Below are 21,456 nucleotides of genomic sequence, written 5' to 3'. Positions count from 1 at the left end.
TTATAGGATTAAAAAAAGGCCATTGAATTAAATGGCCTTATTAAATAGTTTTAGTATAAAATTTTATTCAGGAAGTTTATCAAGATTGAGTTTGTCCATTAGATTACCTAATTGATCAATCGTATAAGTTTTACCTTCAATCTTCATTAAATATCGTTTTTTTTGAATCCATTCAATTGTTGATGTTAATTCTTCGTTGTATTTAGATTCAGTTAATTTAGCACGTTGACCTTTGAATTCAGTAGTTTTTTCGGTTCTATCATCGGATATTTCTTCGGAATCTGTATTAAATCCATAAAATGCCAATCCTGTAATAGCACTAGCTGCTTCACCTGCGCCATCCATAATAGATATGTCCAATGTTTTTGATCCATCTTCATTTTCATAGGATGCATTTGCTGTTGAGATTCCAAGGGATGCAGAGTCACCAACACGGATTGATTTTCTTTTCAAACCGTCTAAGCTTTCAGGAAGGACGTTTTTAAGTTCGTCATTAGTAACTGGAGATTTTGCTTTTAAAGCATTAGTTTGTGTTTCGACATCCTTCATTGCTTTTTCTAAGCCGCTTAATCCTTTAACTGCATCGCCGGCATCACTTAAATTTTCAATAACACTTTTTTCATCAGTTTCCTCAGCATCATTGGATTCGGAGGAATTATTGTTGTTTCCGCAAGCAAAGAATAAAGTACTGCTTAAAATTATTGATGCAAATAAGAACTGTTTTTTCATATAAGGTTATTTTAGTGAATTACAAATCTAAAATATAAGATCTTAAACAGCAGTGTTTTTTTTAAATTACCTGAATACAGGTACACAAAGGTTTTAGTTATTCAATTTATTCAGATAAGGATTCAAGGTTTCGGCAAGTTCTTTTTCTGGGGCATTCACCTCATTTAATGAAATTCTAAAAATTCCTTTCATTGCTTTCATATAAGTGTCTCTCACGAAGAAGTTTTTCATTCTATCAGCATATTTATTTGGATCAATAACCTCAATATCTATGGTATTCCCTACATAGAATACATTTGTGATGTCGGTCCATTCAATTAAATCTGCAGCATTCAGAACAGGAGTAGTGTTTGATTTAATACCTTGAGGACTAATTGACAAAGCAATTTCATTTGGTTTTTTTCCGAACAATTTCAAATAAATAAATGCTCCAATTCCTAACAAAGCTAAGAAGACTACAACCACTCTTCCAATTAAATAAATTCTTTCTTCAACAAACCAGATATAGTAAATTCCTATTAATCCGGCAATTCCTAATAATAAGAATTTGATTGCCAAGGCATTCATTTTTTCTTTCCCGTAAAAAAAGTTTTTAGTTTCCATATTTTATGATGATTAATTTTTATCTACAGAATATTTTCCTGCTCCAGTAAATATTAGTGCTGCGGATATAAAGAGCATTGCTAAGGCAGGGGTCATCACTTCTATTGAATCCTTATTTGGAAGATGAACCATTATTAATGCAATTAAGAAATTTAAGAAAAGTAACAATGATGACCATTTAGTTTGCCATCCGATTAATATTAAAAATCCGCAGAAAAGTTGAATTGCAACAGAAGTAATTGCTGATACAATTGGGAATGGAAATTTATATTGAGATAGGAATTGTGCAAATTCATTCATTTTGTCCCAATTTATTACATTGTCAATAACTCCATAAAGAATTCTCGCTCCAATGAAAATTCTAAGTATTAATAACCCTATAGCAACATTGTTCATTATAATTTGGTTTTACAATTAATTATTTAACGTATAAGTTTATTTCAAATTATATGAAAAGTATTGTCTATCAATATTTTTTTATTGAAACACAGTAATTATGTTATAAGTTTTATCTAAAGTAAGTTTATGTACCCAATATTTTACTCTTTTCCTGATTAAACTCCTCTTGAGTCAAAATTCCAGCATCCAAAAGTTCTTTCAGATCCATTAATGCTTTTTTCTTATCCATGACAGGTCCTGTATTACTATTTGATGGATGATTTTGTTGAGAGGGACTACTCTGATTTACACTTTGGGTGGATCCAAATTGGATTAATAACGCTGTAATTTCATTATAGCCTTTAATGTTTGAATAATCGATTGCTTTTTGTTCTTTTATATTAGTTAATTGAGGATCAGCATTGTTTTCAAGAAGGAATTTCAGCACATCCTTTTTGCCATTAGCGGCAGCATAATGAAGGGCAGAATTACCAGATTCATCTTGTAAATCAATGTTTGCACCACGTTCTATTAATAATTTCACCATGCTTAGGTGACCATTTTTTACGGCATGATGCAATAATGATTCACCACCTTGTGCATCTTTTGGATTAAAATTGAATTGAGCATCTACTGAGAGATTATTATTTGTTTCCACATAATCTAAGTACCCGTATAATGCCTGATCATTTCCAGTGATAGGTCTGCTATGGTTTACATCGAGACCATTGTCTAGCAGTAAATTCACAATTTCTTTTTGATTATGAGCGCAAGCATACCAAATTGGGGAAATACCTTCTGAGGAGCTTATATTTACATCTGCTCCATTTTCTAATAATAATTTCACCAATGCTTTATTTCCTTCGTAACAAGCTACTAGGAGGGCAGATTCTCCGAATTCATTAGCTTGGTTGATTTCAGCTCCTTTATCTATCAAAAGCTCTACCATAGGAAGTTGTCGGTTCTTTACCGCTAACAAAAGTGCAGCATTTCCGGTTTTATTACTATTATTGAGATTTGCAGCAGTGTCCAATAAAATCTTTGCAGATTCCAGGCTCCTGTTCATTACAGCGAGTATAAGAGGAGTTTCTGTATTGTTATTAACGGCGTTGACATCTAATCCTTTTTCGATAAGAGTTTTTACAACTTCTGCTTGACCAGTGGCTGCGGTAAGATGGAGTAAGCTATTTCCTTTTAAATCGTTTATATTGACATTTGCACCCTGATCGATTAAATATTGAGCAGTCTGTTTTTGTTTTTGGAGGCATGCAAAAAAAAGAGGAGTTTCGCCTTGATGGTCTTCGTAATCATAGTCAGACCCTTTTTCAATAAGAAGTTTTACCAAATCTATATATCCTCTATGAGCAGCGTAATGAAGGGCAGTTCTTCCTTTTTCATCGGCATAAGTTACGTCTACTTCGTTATTGTTTAACAAAAGTTCAGCGATTTTTCTTTTTCCGCCTTCACAGGCAATTATAAATGACATTGACATAATTACTTTTCTTTTTGTTGAGCTATTAATAATAATTCGACCGTTTTAGTTTTTAAGTTATCCTCAGAAGCAATCATCATTGCGGACCTTTCATCATTGTTTAATATTGTTGGAGATGCACCCTTATCCAGAAGGAATTTCACTTTTCTATAAGTTTCTTTAGCGATATTTTGGTCATTATTGCTGTCCTTGCTAACCACTTTATGTAAAAGTGTATTTCCCAAATCATCCTGTTCATTTATATCAGGTTGAATAGTATTAAATACTTTTTCGAAAAGGACAGCTTTTTTCTGGACAATCCAATCCCATGCTGAAACTTCCTTACTGTAAAAAGGGGAGGTACTATTTAGGTTCGCGCCATCATCGATTAATTTTAAAAGTAATTCTGGATTTTCAGAACCAAAGCCATCCAAAATCCTTAGATATTCATGTAGTGCTTTTTCTCCTCTATGATTGGTTTGTTCAAAGTCCATGCTGTCATATTCAGCAAGCTGATTGTATATGTCCAAATCGAGTTTATGCGCAACAGCAATGTGAAAAGGGGAATTTCCTTCTGCATCTTGTACATTCGGGTTAGCGCCATTTTGTAGTAATATTTCTAGGATTTGAGGTTTGTTAGATTCCACAGCATGATGCAATGCAGTTTTTCCGACTTTATTTTTTTCATTGATATCTACACCTTCCTTACTGAAAATTTGAATATATGATATTAGGTTACTGCTACTTATCCCATATTTCTTAATGCTTATATTTATTAGATTATCTTCTGCTTGATTTTTAAAATGGGTATTGCAACCTGCGTCAATCAAAGTTTGAAGGATTTTAGGATCTGCCCCACTTTCAATGGCGTAACTAATTAATGAGTGACCAGCAACCTCATCGTTAATGTTCTGGGAACTATCTAAAAAGCTTTTAAAAAATTCAAGGAAGCTTTCATCTAAGTTTTTTACTCTTATTAATTTTGAAAACATGGAATTCTCAATATTATCAAGCATATAGACATCATTTTCAATTTCCCCGTTCTCAACCATTAAGTTGATTAATTCATATGCCCTAATTCTGATAAGATTATCAAATAATTGAGAATAATCATAAGCATGAGGACTGTTTGGAATTCTATTGCCTTCATTATAAAGTTTAACAGCAGTATTTAGATCAGCTTTATCAATGGCAATTATAAGATCTGTTTTTTCGAACATAATGTTTTAGTTTTAATTTTAATACACATCCCTGTTTAGCGTGTCTTTAATCATTTGAAGATCATTTAATGACCATTCTGAGGTCAAAATCAAAGAATTATTTTGAAATAATGGTTCATGACTTACAATTGAAATCAATTTTTTATCAATAATCAGGACTAAGTCAGCCTTTTGATTTTTGATTATTTTTTCTATTAAATTCTGATCATTTAGATTCAATTGAATATTAATACTATTTGTGTAGGCGTCAATTTGTAAGATTTCAATTGAGATAAATTTTGCTGCAGGAATTAAAGGTTTCGGATTAATTTGTATGTTTTGGGGTAGGAAATTATCATATGCAGTGGCCTCGTAAATACCATCCGGTCGGTTTATAGTAAAAAATTCAAATGGTTTAGACTGAATCGGAATATCTATAATTTTAACCCCAGAGAGTGCTCGGTTTACTTCAAGATACATTTGATCATAATATCCTTCTAATTTATTTTCCAATTCTTTGAATTTGTTCTGGTTATCTTCAATTATAGATTCAGGTTCCATTGAGGAAAATTTCTTTATTTCATCATGGGAATATACTTGTTGAATGAAATTCAGGAGTGTTTTTCTGATTTCTTGCCGATTATATTTTTTCTCAATATCAATGAGAAGGTCAGCTTGAGATTCTTTAAGTTCTTGAGGCAGCAACTCATGGTATCCATTTATTATCTGTGACTCAAAATCAAATTTTTTCAAGAGCAGATTTGTTTCTGAATTTTCTGAATTCTGCCCCATGCAATGATTTATATTCATAAGTGTGAAAAATAAGAAGACAAAAATTTTCATTATTTGAATTTCCTAAATCTACCTCAAGCATGCTTTAAAAAAGAAGATTGTTAAGTCGGAGTATTGTTGAATTATATAATTATACCAGAGTATCTTCCAAAACAGGTCCTTGTAGGCTATAACTTGATAAAAATGATGATGATTATTAAATAATTAAAGCATAAAAAATACACGATGTTAGGTATTTTATTTATCGAATTTTAATAATAATTTCGTTTTGAAAGATATGGCAATAACATATGTGTAGGTTGATTTAGAGAGGTGTAAATATCCAATTAATAACCGAAAGTATAATTTAATGAAGCTATTGATCTTCTGGTTTAATCTAAGATTACGAGTATTAATCTTACTTATTTTAAATCTTAACAGCACCTATTGCATATGTCAGACAGATAGTTTAGCAGGGCAAATAGAAAGTGGTTTTCATAAAATATTTCAACAACATGTTTTACGTTCAGAATTAATTGCACCTGTTGGCTTTATTACAATTGGAGTAGTTTCGATTAAAAATCCATATATCAAAAATCAGAATGTTTTTATACGAGATAACCTGCAAACAAATCATCCTGGGAAATTTCCAATTGATGATTATTCTCAATACATTCCTACCGCTTCCTATTTTGCGTTAGATGTTTTAGGGGTTTCCGGTAAGCACGAAATTAAAACAAGATTGTTTACTGCTGGGATTTCGCATTTAATAATGGCAGGAGCGGTTAATTTACTGAAAGGGACTATTCCTACTTGGAGGCCAGATTTTTCTGCTAATAATTCATTTCCTTCTGGACATACAGCAACTGCATTTGTTGGGGCAGAATTAGTTTGGCAGGAATATAGTCATCAATCTATTTGGTATGGGATAGGTGCCTATGGGATTGCGGCAGGGACAGGTTTTTTCCGAATGTATAACAATAAGCATTGGTTATCTGATGTGATCATGGGAGCAGGAATAGGTATATTAAGTACAAAAATATCCTATTGGTTGCTTCCAGTGTTGAAAGAAAGAATTCAAAAGAAAAAGCATCCTTATTTATTATATCCCACTTATAATGGCCGACAAATGATGCTCAGTTTTAATTGTAAAATATAGGATTACATATTTATGCTGTCATAAGCCCAATGAAGAAGAGCTTGTCTTTGTTTAGGTCTACATTGAAGGTCGCCGAACTGACAGTTGTTTTTAATTTGAGCGATATGTCTTTTCATTGCTTTCCAACGTTTAATCTGTCTTAGATCATCAGCAGATCTTCTTCCCATAAAGTATCTGCAATACCATTGGAACCATCCTCTGGGGTCTTGAGGGTTAATCCATCCTTTTTTTTGCCATTCTTCAAGTGGTTGAGAAGCTCTAACTTTGAAGTAATTGAGGTCTGGATTTCCATTCTGACTTTCTCCAAGAAACAGGTTTACATTTTTAAACCAGTCGATTGGGAATTCATTTTGGCAAGAATTGAGGTATTTTCCATTAAATACACCTAATTCTAACATTTCTTTAGGAGTTAATTCTGGAGTAAATTCAGGATGAAAATTTTTGCCTACAGGTTCCGTAAGTTCGTACGCATAATTTTTTTGCATTCCATCATTTACTTGGATTAGCATGATTTTCCTAAATTGATTATTTATATGAAATTGTATTGTTATCTGAGTATGAGCCTTTAGAGTGTTTAAACATAAAATCATATATTTTTTCACCATGAAAAAGACTTTCGACACTTCCATGAGTTCCACCAGGAATAATTGTTAAGGTAGCGTCGGCTTTACTATTACATTTTTTAATTGCATTATAGATTTTTTTAGATTCAGAAGCAGGTACCGCGCGATCTGCACTACCATGTTGTATCCAGATTGGTACTTGCGTTAAATTGCATGCATAACTAGTTGTTCCGCCACCACAGATTGCGACTGCCGCGGCAATTCTTTCAGGATATTTACCGGCAACATCCATTGTGCCATAACCACCCATGCTCATTCCACAGACATATACTCTACTTTTGTCTGCGGGATAATTTTTTAGGACTTCATCTAACACCTTGATTACCTTGTCTGGATCCCATCCGTTAGCGGTTTGAGGGGCAACGATAATAGCGTCTAAATCTTTTCCTTTTTCTATTGCCCTTAGTACCCCATACCTTTTTACTCTATTTAAGTCATGGCCAGAAAGACTTCTGCCATGGAGAAAGATAATTATAGGGAGTTTTTCTTTTTTATCCATATTCTCAGGTGTTCTTACCCAGTAGGAATAACCAGATTTAGCTTTAACCGATTTTAACTGTGCAAAGTTTGGTACTGCGAATCCAATTAGAAGCGTAAATAGTAATGAAAAATGTTTATACATAGTGATAAATACATATTTTGCTGAGAAAGGTTGTCAGCAAACTATAAGCTATTATAAGATCAAGGGTTGCAAGATAAAAACAAAGAAGTGTTTAACAAAATAAAGATGTTTAAGTTGTTGGTTATTTGCGTTTTATAGTTTTTCATGACATTTCTATTACAATTTAATAATTTTTGCTAAATTGGCAGTACCAACTAAAATCAAGAGAGATGAAGAGAAAAATCAGCACGCTATTAAGTTTATTCGCTATAGTTTTAGGTTTAAGTGCCTTTCATATAGGGGGTCAAGAAGAAAAAAAGCCACAAAATTTAAAAGTACTTCCAAAAAATATAACTCATGAAGAGTTAGATAGTACGATGAAATCATTTAATATGGCCTTAGGGGTAAAATGTAATCATTGTCATGCTCCGAAAGCCAACGGCGAGAAAGGATTAGACTTTGCATCGGATTCAAATCCGAAGAAAGATGTTGCCAGACATATGATTAAAATGACGAATCAAATTAATAAGAAACATTTTAAACATGCGTATGATGGTATAGTTTACAATATTTCATGTAATACCTGTCATAACGGTAAAACTGATGCATATACTGTTCAAAAGCATTAATTTAATTTAAATTAGTGAAAGCAATAGTTCGTATAATTTATTGTCCAAAATGTGGTTGGATGCTTCGGGCTTCATATATGGCTCAGGAGTTGCTAACCACATTTTCGGAAGATTTATTTTCTGTAAACTTGGAGCCTGGGGAAATAAGTGGTCGTTACACAATTATTGTGAATGATGAAATTATTTTTGATCGCAAGCGTGAGGGTAGATTTCCAGAAATCAAAGAACTTAAACAATTGGTTCGCAATAAGGTAAATCCTGAAAAGTCATTAGGTCACTCCGACCGATAGGTGTTATATGTTTTCTCTTATACCTAAGGTGTTTCACATTTCTTAACCATTTACAAAGATAAAAATCTGTATTTTTAATCTTCACCATACAGATTTATTGTAAATGCGCATATTACATACAGCAGATTGGCATCTGGGTAAAAAGCTTGATTTCTTTTCTCGAATAGATGAACAGAAGGAAATTTTAGACGAGATATGTCAAATAGCAGATAAGGAGGATGTTGATATTGTTGTAGTATCAGGAGATTTATATGATACTTTTAATCCTCCCGTTGAGGCAATTGAGTTACTTTATAGAACATTAAAGAAATTATCAAAGAATGGACGGAGGCCGGTTATTGCGATAGCAGGTAATCATGATTCACCAGATCGCATAGATTCTCCGGATTCATTAGCAAGGGAATTGGGGATATTCTTCTTTGGTCAGCCACATTTAAAAATTAATCCTATTACTGTAGAGGGTCATTTTGATGTTATCAGAGTTGATGAGGGATTTGTGGAGATCAAGATTCCAAAATACTATTATCCCATTAGAATATTGAGTACATCATTTGCCAACGAGATTAGGTTAAAGCAATTTCTAGGTTTTGAGGATAAATCTGCCCAATTGCAAGAAGTATTGAAACAACGCTGGCAAGATTTAGCAACTCAATATTGTGACAGCTATGGGGTTAATTTATTATGTACTCATTTATATATGTTGAAGCGAGGAGGTGAAGTTTTGGAGGAGCCAGAGGGAGAAAAGCCTATTCGACTAGGATTTGCTGACTTAATATATTCTGATGGTATTCCATCTCAAGTTCAGTATACAGCGTTAGGACACTTACATAAATTTCATGAGATTGGGCATAGTACCTCACCCGTTATTTACTCAGGCAGTCCTTTGGCATATTCATTTTCTGAGAGTGGACAGAAAAAGCAGGTAGTGATTGTGGATTTAGAACCTAATAAAATTGCGCAGTATCGTACTGTACAACTTCTGAAAGGAAGGCCATTAGTAAGAACAAGATTTAAGGATATAGACGAAGCTGTGAGATGGTTACATGATAATCAAGAAGCTTTAGTAGAACTTACAATAGAATCAGATAATTTTTTAACAGCCAGTGATTTAAAGAGAATTCATGAGGCGCATAATGGAATCATTCACATTATTCCAGTAGTTAACAATAAGCGCCTTTTAGAGAGGTCTGAAATCAAAGTTAATTTAGACCAAAATATGAAGGATCTTTTTAAAGATTATTTCAAGTTTAAATATGGACAAGAACCCAATGATGAAATATTGACCTTATTTGATGAGGTTTCTACGAATACTTTAGAAAAAGAGGATTAAGCATGCTGCCAATATTATTAAGCATAGAAGGATTATATTCCTATCAAGAGAAACAAACAATTGATTTTACCGAACTGACGCAGGCGGGATTATTTGGAATCTTTGGATCTGTTGGTTCTGGTAAGTCATCTATTTTAGAAGCTATAAGCTTCGTTTTATATGGAGATACTGAACGTTTAAACAAAACGGATAAACGAGCTTATAATATGATGAATTTAAAATCTAATCAGACAATGATTGATTTTGAATTTTTAAATTTTGAAAACAGAAAATTCCGATTTGTTGCGCAATGGAAGAGGCGAAAGAACTTTGATGATACCACTCCAATTGAACGCACTGCTTACGAATGGAAGGATGAGAATTGGGTTCCAATGGAGTCAGCAGATGGAGCATTGGTTACCAACCTTTCCTATCCAAACTTTCGAAGGACCATCATAATTCCTCAGGGTCAGTTTAAAGAATTTCTTGAATTAAAAGGTAAGGACCGTTCAGAAATGATGAAAGAGATCTTTTACCTTAATAAATTTGATTTGGGGCCGAAAGTTGGGAATTTGCAAGCAGGAAATAATAGGAAATTAGAAAACCTTAAGGGTGCATTATCAGGTTTTGAAAGTATATCATCTGAGGCTTTGGGATTAAAGCAGCGTGAGGTTGAAGATGCTAAGGTAACATTAGCACAGACGAAAGAGGATTTTCAAGTCTTACAGCAAAAGGTTCAATCTTTACAGGAATTTAAAGATAAGAGAATTGAATTAGATCAAAAAGAAGCCCAATTTACTGAACTGAATTCTAAGAAGGCCCGTATTCAGCAACAGGAGCAGGATTTGAACCGATATGAACGGACTTCTCATGCATTTAAAGAGCCTTTAGCTTTTTTACAATCTTTAAATAATGAAAGAGAGTCATTAATTCATCGAATTGAGAATTTTCAATCCATAAAGGAAAGGCAATTGCAGGAAATTGATGTTGTAGAGAGGGAGATAGCTGAAGTTCAGTATGATTATTTGAATCTAAATGTGTTAAGGGGCCAAGCCGAGGATTATAAATTAATTATTCAGATTAAAGAAAATAATAAGAAGGAGAAGGAATTAGAGACTCGCTTAATTAAAGGGACTCCCTTTGTAGAGCGGACCAAGGAGTCTGAGGTTGTTCTTAATCAAAAACTTGAAGAAGCCGAAGAAAGATTAGCAGAATTGAAATCTGAAAAGATTGATACTTCTCAGCTTATTGAGATGGAGAAGTGGTATCACTTGAAAGACAGTTTGCTACAAAAAGTCGGTCAAGTACAAGAAGAAATCCAACAACTAACTCAAGAGATCACTGAAGAACAGTCTCAATATCATAAGCATGGCTATACAGAGGATAATTGGGGTCAAATGACTGGGAATGAACTTAAATTGATTGAGAATAATTTTAATAAGCTAAGAGACCAAGAAACACAATTACAAGTTCAGGCAAAATTGAGTCAATTTGCAACAGATCTTTTGCCAGGGATGCCCTGTCCATTATGTGGAGCTCTGGATCATCCAGAGCCTATGGTTGCTACACATGTTCAAGAAGAGTTAAATAAAATACGCTTGAATAAACAGGAATTGGAGGAACAGAGACAATCCTATCAAAGCCTAAAAGAGGAATTTGCAAAATCAAGTTTTGGTTTGGGGTCAAAACGGTTAAGGTTAGAGCAAAAAAATATAGAAGCAGAAAATCACAGGAGGCAATTGGAAATTCATATTTCTCAATTTAATTGGGTAGGATATTCCAGTGAAGATGATGGGGCATTTGCAACACAAAAGGAAAGAATAAAACAATCAGAGCAAGTTACCCAAGTTTTGGAAAATGAGATCAAGCAATTAAGAATAGATCTACACAAAAACAGGGAAAATGTCCAAAAGTTTGAAAAGGAATTGGATAATATTAAGGCAGAAATTGCTGTTGTGCAGGGTGTAAGTACGCATAGCAAAAATTCATTGCAACATCTTAAGTATCCGGAATTTGAAGATTTAGAATTAGAGGAAGTACGTCGTTCAAGGTTAAACCTTGACCAAAAGATTATTCATATTGAAAGTCAATATCTTACTTTAACGCAAAAGCTTAATACACTTAAAACGAAGTTGGCTGAAATAGCTGGACAATATAGTTCAGCAAAGGATCAGTTAAGTTCCTATAACCAACAGATTAAAGTAAGGCAAGAGCAACTTGCTAAATTATTGAGGGAGTTTAATTTTGCAGATATTACCCAAGTTCAGCAAATTATTCAAAGGCCAATGCCGGTAGAACAACTTAGGAGAGATATTCAACAATATTATGTTCGATTGGAAGTTTTGGAAACTCAAATTAATTCATTGCGTGACTTTTTAAAAGATAAACAGTTTTCAGAGGAGGATTTAGAAACTAGTGTCAAGCTTTTTGAATTTAAAAAGGAAGAGCTGGAATTGCAATTATCATTGACAGGAGGGTTGGAAAAGGAATTAGCACAATTGACGTTGGAAATAGGGAAGAAGGAGAAGTTGCTAGAAGAATTTGACCAATTAAATTTGAGGGCATCAAATTTAAAAGTTTTAGAAAATCTTTTTAAGGGGAATGGTTTTGTGAATTACGTTTCAAGCATTCACTTAAGGCAAATGTGTGAGATGGCCAATGAGCGATTTCATCGTTTAACCAGGAACCAACTAAGTTTGACTATAAATGACAATAATGAATTTGAGGTTATCGATTATTTAAATAATGGATATAAAAGGTCTGTAAAAACTTTGTCGGGCGGACAGGGATTTCAAGCATCCTTATGTTTAGCATTAGCCTTAGCGGAAAATATACAATCATTGAATAAAGCAGATAGGAACTTCTTCTTTATAGATGAGGGTTTCGGAACGCAGGATTCAGATAGCATTAATACGGTTTTTGATACATTACAGTATTTGCATCACGAGAATAGAGTAGTAGGTATTATTTCACATGTTGAAGAGCTTAAGGAGCGGATTCCGAGATCTGTAACAGTTGTTAAGGATTCAGACAGAGGGAGTAAAATTGAAACCTCCTGGGGGCAGTAATTATTATTATTGATGAAAGGCCCCGTTCACACGGGACCTTCATCAATTAAACATATAACCACTAACTAATAAAAACTTTAATTAAACCTATCCATTAGAACTTTCAACATTCATAGTTTTTTCAGCTGGTTTTTCCACAGGTTTTCGATCGAGATCTCTACGTTTCATTTGTCTTTTATTATTTCTATCTCCACGATCAAATCTTTCCTTACGGTTTTCAGCCATTTTATTTTTTAATACTTCTTGTTGTTCAGGAGTCAACATTTTCAAGAATTCTTCACGTTCTGCCTTCATTTCGTTTTTACGAGCTTCACGGTCAGCTTTTCTATCTTCTTGTTTTTCCTTCCATTTTTTTGCCTGGTCTAAATGATAGGCATAAATATTTTTCTTTTGATCTTGAGATAATTGAAGTTCTTTATCCAAACGATCAGTTTTCATTTTAGCAATATCTTCAGGGGTTTTATTTTCCATTCTACCCATACGATCTCCGCCACGAACATGCTTTCTATGTTTCATTTCCTGACGAACTTCAGATCTATCTTTTTTTACACTGTCTTGTTGTTGTGCAGAAGCTGCGAAACTAAGTCCAGCGAATAATGCAGCAAATGTTAATATCTTTTTCATAGTGTTTTTAAATTTTATTGTCTATCAGTTTGAGTAAAAAGAAAGGGAATCGTTTAATCGAACATTGTTAAAGTATGTTAAGGATCGCATTGTTAATATTTCCCTTTATGTTTTACTTATTATTGAGATAGAAAAGAGTTTGAAAGGTTTATTTATATGGATGTTAAAAATTGTTAATGCAACTAATTTGTATTTTAAATTGTGGAATTGAAAATAAATGGGCTTAAAATCAATTAGTTTAAGAGAATGGTTAATTTTATTTTTGGAAAATAAGAGAGAGTCCCTATATTTGCAACGTTCCAAAGGGAATAAGCCCAGGTGGCGGAATTGGTAGACGCGTTGGTCTCAAACACCAATGAAGCAATTCGTGCCGGTTCGATCCCGGCCCTGGGTACAGAAAAAAGCTCGACGAAAGTCGAGCTTTTTTAGTATTAAGTAGTGAGTAATTAGTAGTTAGACCTTTGGTGGGCTATAGGGGAGTAGATATTTTTTGATTATAGAAAGATTTATAATTTTTCAATTTTATCTTGCCATTAAAGTTGTTAGGACTCCAGATCCTATTATGCCAATAAATCCCAAAATATAAAGTCCAATAACTATTAAAGTCATTATTCCAATGAATTTATAATGTTTTTTTAAGAAACTAAATGCTGTAGTTAATTGTTCGGTGTTTTTCAAGATAATTGCCTGTTGGAGGTTTGTGCTAAATTTATAGAGCCACCATATTGGAGCAATATATATTGCGCAAATGATGATCATCATAAATAATAGAGGTATCATTGCTACAGCTCCAACATTATTTTGACTTGTACCAAAACTTGATCCAAAATAAACTAAAGACATAATAATCCCCATTAATACATAAAATGCCATTCCAATCATCCCTAGAATGGATAAGAATTTAGTCCACTTTGCAACTTCTCGTAGGTATTCAGTACTAATTGGGGTGACTTTGAGTTCTCTATCAAAATGGGATGGATTTAATCCGGGATTTGATTCATTGTTTGAATCAAGATTTTTTCCTTCAAAATTTTCATTGTTTTCCATAGGATTATAAATAAGGTTAGTAATATAATAATACAAGCAATTTAATCATTTTTAAAGATAATGGTTAATTTATTATTGTCTACGGATATAAGAGCAAAGCGATAATAATAAATTTTTGCTTGAAATGTGTTAAAGTTTATTTGAGTTGGCTTGTTTTTTGTAATTTAAAGGTTAATAAACCATTTTTAATTATGATAAGAGTGATGATTTTAGCCTTTGTGCTGTTGATTTCCAATGAGATAAATGCTCAAGATTTGGATTTAAATACAGTTCGCAATGACTTCAATAAGGGAGTTAAAGATGAGGAATTATGTAAAAAACATTTAGAAACTTTAGAGGAAAAGGCAGATTCTCCAGTTGAGAGAGGTTATGCTGCAGCATATCATATGTTTATGGCCAAACATACCTCCAACCCATTTAAGAAAATGAGTTATTTCAAGGAGGGAAAAAATAAACTTGAAAAAGAATTAAAATCCAATCCTAACAATGTTGAATTGCGTTTTATTAGATTAAGTATACAGTATCACATTCCCAAATATTTAGGATACCATAACGAAATAGAGAAGGATAAGGATTTTGTGATGAATAATCTATATAAAATGAATGATAAATTCACAAAAGATAAAATTTACAAATATTTAAAGGGTGCAAATATGTATACTGCCGATGAATTAGCGTTATTAGGTAGGTAAATATTTATATTAGCATTATGAAGATAAGATACATTTTATTAATTGCCGTAGTGATGTTAGTTCATTCGGTCGAGGCGCAAATTAAGCAGTCGGTGAATGAATTTTCAATTTTAGAGGTAACTGATCGATTATGGGTTAGCATTGTTCCCAGTGAAAGACAAGAGATGGAAATCAATGGAGAGTTAGCAGATAAGGTCGAGGCTGTATATTCGAATGGAGAGCTAAGGCTGAAGATGAAGGCAGGATATAATATGCAAGGGAATAAAGCGAATGTTGTGATTTATACACCATCTATTTCCAATATTAATGCTAGGAAAGGTGCAGAGGTCAATATTGAAGAGTCAGCAATGGAATCGGAAGCAATGAGTTTTACTGCTAGTGAGGGTGCTAAAATTAGAGCCCTTATAAAAGCTGTAGGAGTGGATGCTACCTCGAATACAGGTTCAGCGATTGATTTGTTAGGCAGCACGACAAAACTAAATGTTAGGACTACTGCTGGAGGAAATTTTTATGGTAAGGATTTAAAGGCAGATATTGTACATGTGAGGGTAAATGCAGGTGGGAAGACGGAGGTTTATGCTTCTGAGTCTGCTGATGTTGAAACTAGGGCAGGGGGTACTGTTGATGTTTATGGTAATCCATCGAACAAAAGAGATAAAAAAGTAGCTGGAGGAAAGATTACATTTCATAAATAAGTTTGATAAAAACTATAAGATTAAAAGAAAGCGAACACTTTTTGGTGTTCGCTTTCTTTTTTGCTTCAATAAGTTAACATTTCCTCTGATAAATTAGCTATTGATTTGTAACTTTGCGCCATGTCAGAAAAAATTATCATTCTCGATTTTGGATCGCAATATACTCAGTTAATTGCGCGTCGTGTTAGGGAGCTAAATGTTTACTGTGAAATACACCCATTCAACAATCTTCCAGAATTTGATGGAACTGTAAAAGGTGTGATTTTTTCAGGGAGTCCATATTCGGTTCGTCAAGAAGATGCACCTCAGATTGACTTTAGAACAATTCAGGAGAAATTCCCATTACTTGGTGTATGTTATGGTGCACAATATATAGCTCAACATTCAGGAGGCGAGGTTTTACCTTCAGAAATTCGAGAATATGGACGTGCGAACTTACAGTTTGTAAATCAAGAGAATGATTTATTAAAAGGCATACCTACCCAATCTCAAGTTTGGATGTCTCATGGAGACACTATAAAAGAAGTACCCTCAAACTTTAACATTATTGCAAGTACTGATAAAGTAAAAGTTGCTGCTTATCAGATTGAAGGGACGAATACTTACGGTATTCAATTTCATCCTGAGGTAACGCATAGTACAGATGGTCAGGTTTTATTAAAGAACTTTGTTATCAATATATGTGGTTGTTCACAAGACTGGACAGCTGATGCATTTGTAGATACAACGATTGCAGAACTTAAGACGCAGCTTGGGAATGATCATGTAATTATGGCGTTGTCGGGAGGTGTTGATTCAACTGTTGCAGCGGTGTTATTGCACCATGCAATTGGAGATAAATTACATTGTTTCTTTGTTGATCACGGACTATTGCGCAAAGATGAATACGAACAAGTTCTAGCATCCTATAAGCATATGGGTTTGAACATCAAAGGAGTTAATGCGAAGGAATTATTTTATTCTAGGTTAGCTGGTGTTTCAGAACCTGAGCAAAAGAGAAAGATAATAGGAGCATCCTTCATTGATGTTTTTGATGAGGCTGCAAAAGAGATCCAAAAGGAATTACCAGCTGGTGTTGAGGCAAAATGGTTAGGTCAAGGTACGATTTATCCAGATATCATTGAATCAATATCAGTAAAGGGACCATCGGCGACAATTAAGTCACATCACAACGTTGGTGGCTTACCAGATTACATGAAATTAAAGGTAATCGAGCCATTAAAAACCTTATTTAAGGATGAAGTTCGTCGTGTAGGAAAGTCGTTAGAGGTTGATCCTTTGATTTTAGGTAGGCATCCATTTCCAGGTCCAGGATTGGCAATTCGAATTTTAGGAGACATTACAGAAGAAAAGGTACGGATTTTGCAAGAAGCTGATGACATTTACATTCGTAACCTGAAAGAATCAGGTTGGTATGATAAAGTATGGCAAGCAGGAACTATTTTCTTGCCAGTTCAATCGGTTGGAGTAATGGGTGATGAACGCACCTATGAACACGTTGTAGCATTAAGAGCAGTTGGTTCATTAGATGGTATGACAGCAGATTGGATTCATTTGCCATATGATTTGTTAGCTAAAATTTCAAACGAGATTATTAATCATGTCAAAGGAATCAATAGAGTCGTATATGATATCAGCTCAAAACCACCAGCAACAATTGAGTGGGAATAATTTGAAAAACATTTATAGAGGTACTTTTGCTGCCTTTTGCTTAGGTGCGGTACTAGCTGTTAGTTCTTGTTCGCCAAAAACCACAGGTGGTGTTTTAAAAAACCCAAATGTGTATGGTAATACTGGAAATAATACTGGTAATACAAAATCAGAAGAGAAAAAAGAAGACTCAAAAAAAGAAGATGCGGTAAATGCAGCAGATCAATCGAAGAACATTGCTCTGCTTTTACCATTTCAGTTGAACATGATTGCTAACCAAAATGTGGTTGAAGCAGATGTTAAGCGTTCTGCATTAGCTTTGGATTTTTACCAAGGGTTTCAATTAGGTGTAAATGAAGCATCTAAGAAGCCTGGTGATTTCAATTTAAAGGTTATGGATACGCAGGATAATGAGATGAAGAATCTTACAATAGCTGCATCTAAAGAGGTTGAAAATGCTAGCTTAATTGTTGGTCCTGTCTATCCAAAAGAAATACGTTCCTTTGCGAAAGGTAATAAAAACAACAAAGTCCTACAGGTAAATCCATTGGCAGCTACTATGCCTACGGAATTTAATATTGCAAATTTAGTTTCCTTAACTCCTCCTATTCGCATTCATATGCGGGCTATTGTTGGGGAAATGATGAAAAATTATAGGGATGGTGACGTTATTATTGTTTTTGACGCAAGAGATAATGATCATCGTAATTTCATTGCTGGATTCGATGAGGAAGTGAAGAAAATAAATCCTATGGCAAAGATTGTTCATGTAACATCGGTATCTCAATTAGGACAGACTATTCCCGAAATGGGCACAGCACTAGTAATCAGTGGAACTACTGAAAAGACTCAATTAAGATCATTAATTAACTCATTAGATTCAAAAGTTGGTAGTGGATCATTAATTAGACTTTATGGACATCCACTTTGGTCACGTATTGATTTCAAACCTTATGATAATTTTTATAGGATGGATCCAACAATTACTTCAGAAAGTCATTTAAAAGTTTGGAGTACGGAGGTTCAAAATTTCCAAAAGAATTATAAGAGTATGTTCAAAGTTGATCCTTCTGATTATGCATATAAAGGATTTGATGCTGGCAAATATTTTGCAACCTTATTAAATAAATATGGGCCAGCATATGCAGAAAAAGTTGTAGAAGAAAAATACGCTGGTATATTCAGTGATTATCAATTCAACTATAACCCAACTTGGGGCTATGTGAATCAAGCGGTGAAAATTAGGACTTACCGAAATGGTTCATTTCAATAAACTACCTTGGAAATAAATAGTAAAAGAACACAGCAACAAGTTCGTAATTTTGAGCGAACTCTTCAAGAATATCAATTTAAAGAACCTTTTTCTAGGTTTTTAACTCAATTTTATAAGAATAATAAGCAGATGGGTTCATCCGATAGAAGGATGAATTCCAGATTCTGCTATAATTATTTTAGGTTAGGTAAGGCTTTTATAAACTTAACTGTTGTTGAGAGATTGACGATTGCTGAATATCTATGTGAAGAAAATTCCGGTGTTGTTTCGATATTCAAAAATGAATGGGTTAATACTAACCATTCTCCAATAAATGAAAAAATTGAAAATGTAAGGCAGGAGTATGGAGACTTCTTGGAAGAGGTTTTTCCTTTTCCAATCGATTTATCTGCTTCAATTGATAAAAATCATTTCATTATTTCACATTTTATTCAACCCAATCTATATATCCGAATTAAAAAAGGGATGGAAGATAAGGTAAAAAAAATATTGTTAAAGAATGAAGTTCCATTTGAGGAGCTTAGTTCTCAGGCTTTGTCATTGCCAAACGGGACCAAGCTTCAACAGATTAAATCTATAGACGGAGATTACGAGGTTCAAGATTGGTCATCTCAACAATGCTTATCTGGAATCGAAATAAAGCCTAGAAGTTCTTGGTGGGATTGTTGTGCGGCTTCCGGGGGTAAATCTCTACTATTATTAGATAAGGAGCCTAATATTAAGTTATTGGTTTCAGACGTTCGTTTGAGTATTTTAAGAAATTTGGATGAACGATTTGAGAAGGCTGGTGTTAAGACTTATTATCGTAAGAAAATTTTAGACTTAAGTAATTCTGTACAACATATTATGGCTGAAGAGAAATTCGATGGAATTTTATTGGATGCGCCATGTTCAGGGTCAGGTACATGGGGTAGAACCCCTGAAATGATATCAAAGTTTAAAAGCGAGGAAATATTGAAGTACAGTTCTTTGCAAAAGAATATTGCAAAAAATGTAATTCCGTATTTAAAACCTGGAAAAACATTAGTTTATATTACTTGTTCAGTATTTGCAGCTGAAAATGAAGAAATAGCAAGTTACATCTCAAATGAATTAGGGCTTGAATTAGTGAGTCAGCATTCTATAATAGGCTATGATAAAAAAGCTGACTCAATGTTTGTTGCCGAATTTATTAAGATTTAATCACAATTTAAAGGAATTACAAGTACAGGGCAACTTGCTTTCCGAATTAGTGCTTCGGAAACAGATCCTGATAGAAAATGATCAAATCCGGTCCTGCCATTATTTCCCATAATAATTAGATCTGCAGTCCATTCTTTTGCGACCTGTAGAATTTCGTCTCTAATATCACCAACACGGTTAAATGTAAATGTTTCAGAAGATCCGGTAAATTCAGTAGCGAGTTTATTCAAGAAATCTTGTGAAGCTTGTTGTTGAATTTCTGATACTTCAGGCACTATGATAGGTTGCTGACCTAGTAATGGATCTACACCATAAGAAGTAGGTGATGTTGGTGGGACGACAGTAACTAATGCCAATGCTGGATGTATATCTTGAACAATATCTTTTGCATACTCGATTGCTCTACGTGAGCAAGGGGTTTCATCGATTGCTAACAATATACGATTGAACTTTTTGGTTGTCATGATATTTAGATTATAATGTATATCTAATATATAAAAAACGTTTAAATTAGCTTAATTGTTTTAACAAACAACATAAATATATGGCATTAGGAATATGTGTTTTAAGTTCTATTTCGGTTTTGGAGTCACCGGAATTTTCGTCAAATAGAGTTTATGAGCTCCTTTTTGGGGAAGCATTTACAATAATTGAAAGAAAAAAATCTTGGACAATGATTCAAATATTGGATTCAGAAATACAAGGTTGGATAATGGAAGGACAATTTGATTTAGTTGAAGAAATTATACCTATAGATTATATTATTGATGAGGTTGGAGGTTATGCGGTAGCTGGAGAAAACAAAACATTACAAATTTTTCATGGAAGCCCAATACCAGAAAATAAAAGCATTGTTACTTCAAATGACAATTATAAAATATTATCTGATCTGAGGTCGACATTAGATGGATATGAAGAAGAGCGGGATCGGGAGCACTTGGAAAATTTTGTAGCTTCTTATTTAAATACTCCATTTTCTTATAAAGGAAGGACCATTCATGGGGTAGACAATATTGGATTATGTGGGTTATTTTATCGTCATTTTGGAATTGAGATTCCAAAAGATATTCCTTCAATACTACAGTTAGGTACTACAATAGATTTTGTGTCTGAAATAAAAGGCGGAGATTTAGCTTTTTTTATAGATGATGAAGGTACTGTAAATCATATTGGAATTGTGATTTCCGATGAGGAAGTCCTTCATGTTGTTGAAAAAGTAAGAATTGATTCAATTGATAATGAAGGGATTTTTAATCATGACCTAGAGCAGACCACACATAAGTTGAGAATAGTTAAGAGATTAATATAGGAAAGACTAGATACAAAAAAAAGCGGCTAGTAAAGCTAGTCATGGTCGGAAGATTTTCTTCCGACTTTTTTGTTTTTTATATGTGCAAAAATAATTTTATAATTATTTGATAATCAAATAATTAACTTGTTTTTATCGTTTAAATTTTGTATTT

22 protein-coding genes and 1 tRNA gene are annotated in these 21,456 nt (G+C 33.5%); 12 read left to right on the top strand and 11 right to left on the bottom strand.

The window, feature by feature from the left end:
* Positions 1-63 precede the first annotated feature (63 nt).
* The 6 genes from E0Y80_RS05925 to E0Y80_RS05900 all read right to left on the bottom strand — a co-directional run bounded on the left by E0Y80_RS05925 (position 64) and on the right by E0Y80_RS05900 (position 5,190).
* Positions 64-729: a hypothetical protein gene (locus E0Y80_RS05925; protein ID WP_156306665.1), complete on the bottom strand. Its 666-nt coding sequence runs from the start codon at positions 727-729 to the stop codon at positions 64-66.
* Between the two features lie 93 nt (positions 730-822).
* Positions 823-1,332, bottom strand: coding sequence for an STM3941 family protein (locus tag E0Y80_RS05920; RefSeq protein ID WP_156306663.1), 510 nt, complete (start codon positions 1,330-1,332; stop codon positions 823-825).
* Positions 1,333-1,344: 12 nt separating this feature from the next.
* Entirely contained in the window at positions 1,345-1,728 is a 384-nt protein-coding gene (locus E0Y80_RS05915; RefSeq protein WP_156306661.1) for a DoxX family protein, read from the bottom strand.
* A 127-nt stretch (positions 1,729-1,855) separates the two neighbouring features.
* The gene (locus E0Y80_RS05910; RefSeq protein ID WP_231595969.1) at positions 1,856-3,196 is read right to left on the bottom strand and encodes an ankyrin repeat domain-containing protein; all 1,341 of its coding nucleotides are present in this window, start codon (positions 3,194-3,196) and stop codon (positions 1,856-1,858) included.
* A gap of 8 nt (positions 3,197-3,204) precedes the next feature.
* Complete coding sequence (locus E0Y80_RS05905; protein ID WP_156306657.1) at positions 3,205-4,401, bottom strand: ankyrin repeat domain-containing protein; 1,197 nt, start codon at positions 4,399-4,401, stop codon at positions 3,205-3,207.
* An 18-nt stretch (positions 4,402-4,419) separates the two neighbouring features.
* Positions 4,420-5,190: a hypothetical protein gene (locus E0Y80_RS05900; RefSeq protein WP_156306655.1), complete on the bottom strand. Its 771-nt coding sequence runs from the start codon at positions 5,188-5,190 to the stop codon at positions 4,420-4,422.
* Positions 5,191-5,521: 331 nt separating this feature from the next.
* Between E0Y80_RS05900 and E0Y80_RS05895 the strand changes: the two genes are divergently transcribed.
* A complete protein-coding gene (locus E0Y80_RS05895; RefSeq protein WP_156306653.1) occupies positions 5,522-6,310 on the top strand; it encodes a phosphatase PAP2 family protein in 789 nt (262 codons plus the stop codon).
* 2 nt (positions 6,311-6,312) lie between these two features.
* Here E0Y80_RS05895 and E0Y80_RS05890 read toward each other — a convergent pair whose 3' ends face one another.
* Both E0Y80_RS05890 and E0Y80_RS05885 read right to left on the bottom strand, forming a co-directional pair.
* Positions 6,313-6,819, bottom strand: a complete 507-nt coding sequence (locus E0Y80_RS05890) for a hypothetical protein (protein WP_156306651.1) — start codon at positions 6,817-6,819, stop codon at positions 6,313-6,315.
* Positions 6,820-6,835: 16 nt separating this feature from the next.
* Positions 6,836-7,555, bottom strand: a complete 720-nt coding sequence (locus tag E0Y80_RS05885) for a carboxylesterase family protein (RefSeq protein WP_156306649.1) — start codon at positions 7,553-7,555, stop codon at positions 6,836-6,838.
* Positions 7,556-7,764: 209 nt separating this feature from the next.
* Here E0Y80_RS05885 and E0Y80_RS05880 point away from each other — a divergent pair, with 209 nt between their 5' ends.
* The 4 genes from E0Y80_RS05880 to E0Y80_RS05865 all read left to right on the top strand — a co-directional run bounded on the left by E0Y80_RS05880 (position 7,765) and on the right by E0Y80_RS05865 (position 12,830).
* On the top strand, positions 7,765-8,163 hold the full coding sequence (locus E0Y80_RS05880; protein ID WP_156306647.1) for a c-type cytochrome: 399 nt from the start codon (positions 7,765-7,767) through the stop codon (positions 8,161-8,163).
* Between the two features lie 14 nt (positions 8,164-8,177).
* The gene (locus tag E0Y80_RS05875; RefSeq protein ID WP_156306645.1) at positions 8,178-8,453 is read left to right on the top strand and encodes an Rdx family protein; all 276 of its coding nucleotides are present in this window, start codon (positions 8,178-8,180) and stop codon (positions 8,451-8,453) included.
* A 103-nt stretch (positions 8,454-8,556) separates the two neighbouring features.
* The gene (locus E0Y80_RS05870) at positions 8,557-9,783 is read left to right on the top strand and encodes a metallophosphoesterase family protein (protein WP_156306643.1); all 1,227 of its coding nucleotides are present in this window, start codon (positions 8,557-8,559) and stop codon (positions 9,781-9,783) included.
* 2 nt (positions 9,784-9,785) lie between these two features.
* Positions 9,786-12,830, top strand: coding sequence for an SbcC/MukB-like Walker B domain-containing protein (locus E0Y80_RS05865; protein WP_156306640.1), 3,045 nt, complete (start codon positions 9,786-9,788; stop codon positions 12,828-12,830).
* An 87-nt stretch (positions 12,831-12,917) separates the two neighbouring features.
* Here the strand turns inward: E0Y80_RS05865 and E0Y80_RS05860 are convergent, their stop codons facing one another.
* Positions 12,918-13,454 (bottom strand): hypothetical protein, encoded by a 537-nt coding sequence (locus tag E0Y80_RS05860; RefSeq protein ID WP_156306632.1) that lies wholly within the window; start codon positions 13,452-13,454, stop codon positions 12,918-12,920.
* A 312-nt stretch (positions 13,455-13,766) separates the two neighbouring features.
* On the opposite strand from E0Y80_RS05860, the gene E0Y80_RS05855 reads away from it, so the two are divergent.
* Positions 13,767-13,848: transfer RNA gene (locus E0Y80_RS05855), tRNA-Leu, on the top strand.
* Positions 13,849-13,976: 128 nt separating this feature from the next.
* Here E0Y80_RS05855 and E0Y80_RS05850 read toward each other — a convergent pair.
* Positions 13,977-14,501, bottom strand: a complete 525-nt coding sequence (locus E0Y80_RS05850) for a DUF5362 family protein (RefSeq protein ID WP_156306630.1) — start codon at positions 14,499-14,501, stop codon at positions 13,977-13,979.
* A 191-nt stretch (positions 14,502-14,692) separates the two neighbouring features.
* On the opposite strand from E0Y80_RS05850, the gene E0Y80_RS05845 reads away from it, so the two are divergent.
* The 5 genes from E0Y80_RS05845 to E0Y80_RS05825 all read left to right on the top strand — a co-directional run bounded on the left by E0Y80_RS05845 (position 14,693) and on the right by E0Y80_RS05825 (position 19,993).
* Entirely contained in the window at positions 14,693-15,193 is a 501-nt protein-coding gene (locus E0Y80_RS05845; protein ID WP_231595964.1) for a hypothetical protein, read from the top strand.
* 17 nt (positions 15,194-15,210) lie between these two features.
* Positions 15,211-15,888, top strand: a complete 678-nt coding sequence (locus E0Y80_RS05840) for a GIN domain-containing protein (protein ID WP_156306628.1) — start codon at positions 15,211-15,213, stop codon at positions 15,886-15,888.
* Between the two features lie 120 nt (positions 15,889-16,008).
* On the top strand, positions 16,009-17,559 hold the full coding sequence (guaA, locus tag E0Y80_RS05835; RefSeq protein WP_156306626.1) for a glutamine-hydrolyzing GMP synthase: 1,551 nt from the start codon (positions 16,009-16,011) through the stop codon (positions 17,557-17,559).
* Positions 17,516-18,811 (top strand): ABC transporter substrate-binding protein, encoded by a 1,296-nt coding sequence (locus E0Y80_RS05830; RefSeq protein WP_197091496.1) that lies wholly within the window; start codon positions 17,516-17,518, stop codon positions 18,809-18,811. Before guaA ends, E0Y80_RS05830 begins: the two co-directional genes overlap by 44 nt.
* A 6-nt stretch (positions 18,812-18,817) precedes the next feature.
* A complete protein-coding gene (locus E0Y80_RS05825) occupies positions 18,818-19,993 on the top strand; it encodes an RsmB/NOP family class I SAM-dependent RNA methyltransferase (protein ID WP_156306623.1) in 1,176 nt (391 codons plus the stop codon).
* Here the strand turns inward: E0Y80_RS05825 and E0Y80_RS05820 are convergent.
* Positions 19,990-20,457 (bottom strand): universal stress protein, encoded by a 468-nt coding sequence (locus E0Y80_RS05820; RefSeq protein WP_156306621.1) that lies wholly within the window; start codon positions 20,455-20,457, stop codon positions 19,990-19,992. The two genes, E0Y80_RS05825 and E0Y80_RS05820, sit on opposite strands and share 4 nt — an antisense overlap.
* Positions 20,458-20,537: 80 nt before the next feature.
* Between E0Y80_RS05820 and E0Y80_RS05815 the strand changes: the two genes are divergently transcribed.
* Positions 20,538-21,302: a C40 family peptidase gene (locus tag E0Y80_RS05815; protein ID WP_156306619.1), complete on the top strand. Its 765-nt coding sequence runs from the start codon at positions 20,538-20,540 to the stop codon at positions 21,300-21,302.
* Positions 21,303-21,456: the final 154 nt, after the last annotated feature.

Source organism: Sphingobacterium endophyticum, assembly GCF_009733535.1.
Taxonomy (GTDB): domain Bacteria; phylum Bacteroidota; class Bacteroidia; order Sphingobacteriales; family Sphingobacteriaceae; genus Sphingobacterium; species Sphingobacterium endophyticum.
The sequence above is the reverse complement of the archived record's forward strand: the minus strand, read 5'-3'. Positions and strand labels throughout refer to the sequence as shown.

Bases quoted from the DNA above. Each gene is read 5' to 3' on its own strand.
- E0Y80_RS05925 (WP_156306665.1), bottom strand. From the start codon at position 729: ATGAAAAAACAGTTCTTATTTGCATCAATAATTTTAAGCAGTACTTTA.
- E0Y80_RS05905 (WP_156306657.1), bottom strand. From the start codon at position 4,401: ATGTTCGAAAAAACAGATCTTATAATTGCCATTGATAAAGCTGATCTA.
- E0Y80_RS05850 (WP_156306630.1), bottom strand. From the start codon at position 14,501: ATGGAAAACAATGAAAATTTTGAAGGAAAAAATCTTGATTCAAACAAT.
- E0Y80_RS05900 (WP_156306655.1), bottom strand. From the start codon at position 5,190: ATGAATATAAATCATTGCATGGGGCAGAATTCAGAAAATTCAGAAACA.
- guaA (WP_156306626.1), top strand. From the start codon at position 16,009: ATGTCAGAAAAAATTATCATTCTCGATTTTGGATCGCAATATACTCAG.
- E0Y80_RS05860 (WP_156306632.1), bottom strand. From the start codon at position 13,454: ATGAAAAAGATATTAACATTTGCTGCATTATTCGCTGGACTTAGTTTC.
- E0Y80_RS05820 (WP_156306621.1), bottom strand. From the start codon at position 20,457: ATGACAACCAAAAAGTTCAATCGTATATTGTTAGCAATCGATGAAACC.
- E0Y80_RS05885 (WP_156306649.1), bottom strand. From the start codon at position 7,555: ATGTATAAACATTTTTCATTACTATTTACGCTTCTAATTGGATTCGCA.
- E0Y80_RS05915 (WP_156306661.1), bottom strand. From the start codon at position 1,728: ATGAACAATGTTGCTATAGGGTTATTAATACTTAGAATTTTCATTGGA.
- E0Y80_RS05830 (WP_197091496.1), top strand. From the start codon at position 17,516: ATGATATCAGCTCAAAACCACCAGCAACAATTGAGTGGGAATAATTTG.
- E0Y80_RS05920 (WP_156306663.1), bottom strand. From the start codon at position 1,332: ATGGAAACTAAAAACTTTTTTTACGGGAAAGAAAAAATGAATGCCTTG.
- E0Y80_RS05815 (WP_156306619.1), top strand. From the start codon at position 20,538: ATGGCATTAGGAATATGTGTTTTAAGTTCTATTTCGGTTTTGGAGTCA.
- E0Y80_RS05880 (WP_156306647.1), top strand. From the start codon at position 7,765: ATGAAGAGAAAAATCAGCACGCTATTAAGTTTATTCGCTATAGTTTTA.
- E0Y80_RS05890 (WP_156306651.1), bottom strand. From the start codon at position 6,819: ATGCTAATCCAAGTAAATGATGGAATGCAAAAAAATTATGCGTACGAA.
- E0Y80_RS05910 (WP_231595969.1), bottom strand. From the start codon at position 3,196: ATGTCATTTATAATTGCCTGTGAAGGCGGAAAAAGAAAAATCGCTGAA.
- E0Y80_RS05840 (WP_156306628.1), top strand. From the start codon at position 15,211: ATGAAGATAAGATACATTTTATTAATTGCCGTAGTGATGTTAGTTCAT.
- E0Y80_RS05895 (WP_156306653.1), top strand. From the start codon at position 5,522: ATGAAGCTATTGATCTTCTGGTTTAATCTAAGATTACGAGTATTAATC.
- E0Y80_RS05845 (WP_231595964.1), top strand. From the start codon at position 14,693: ATGATAAGAGTGATGATTTTAGCCTTTGTGCTGTTGATTTCCAATGAG.
- E0Y80_RS05870 (WP_156306643.1), top strand. From the start codon at position 8,557: ATGCGCATATTACATACAGCAGATTGGCATCTGGGTAAAAAGCTTGAT.
- E0Y80_RS05865 (WP_156306640.1), top strand. From the start codon at position 9,786: ATGCTGCCAATATTATTAAGCATAGAAGGATTATATTCCTATCAAGAG.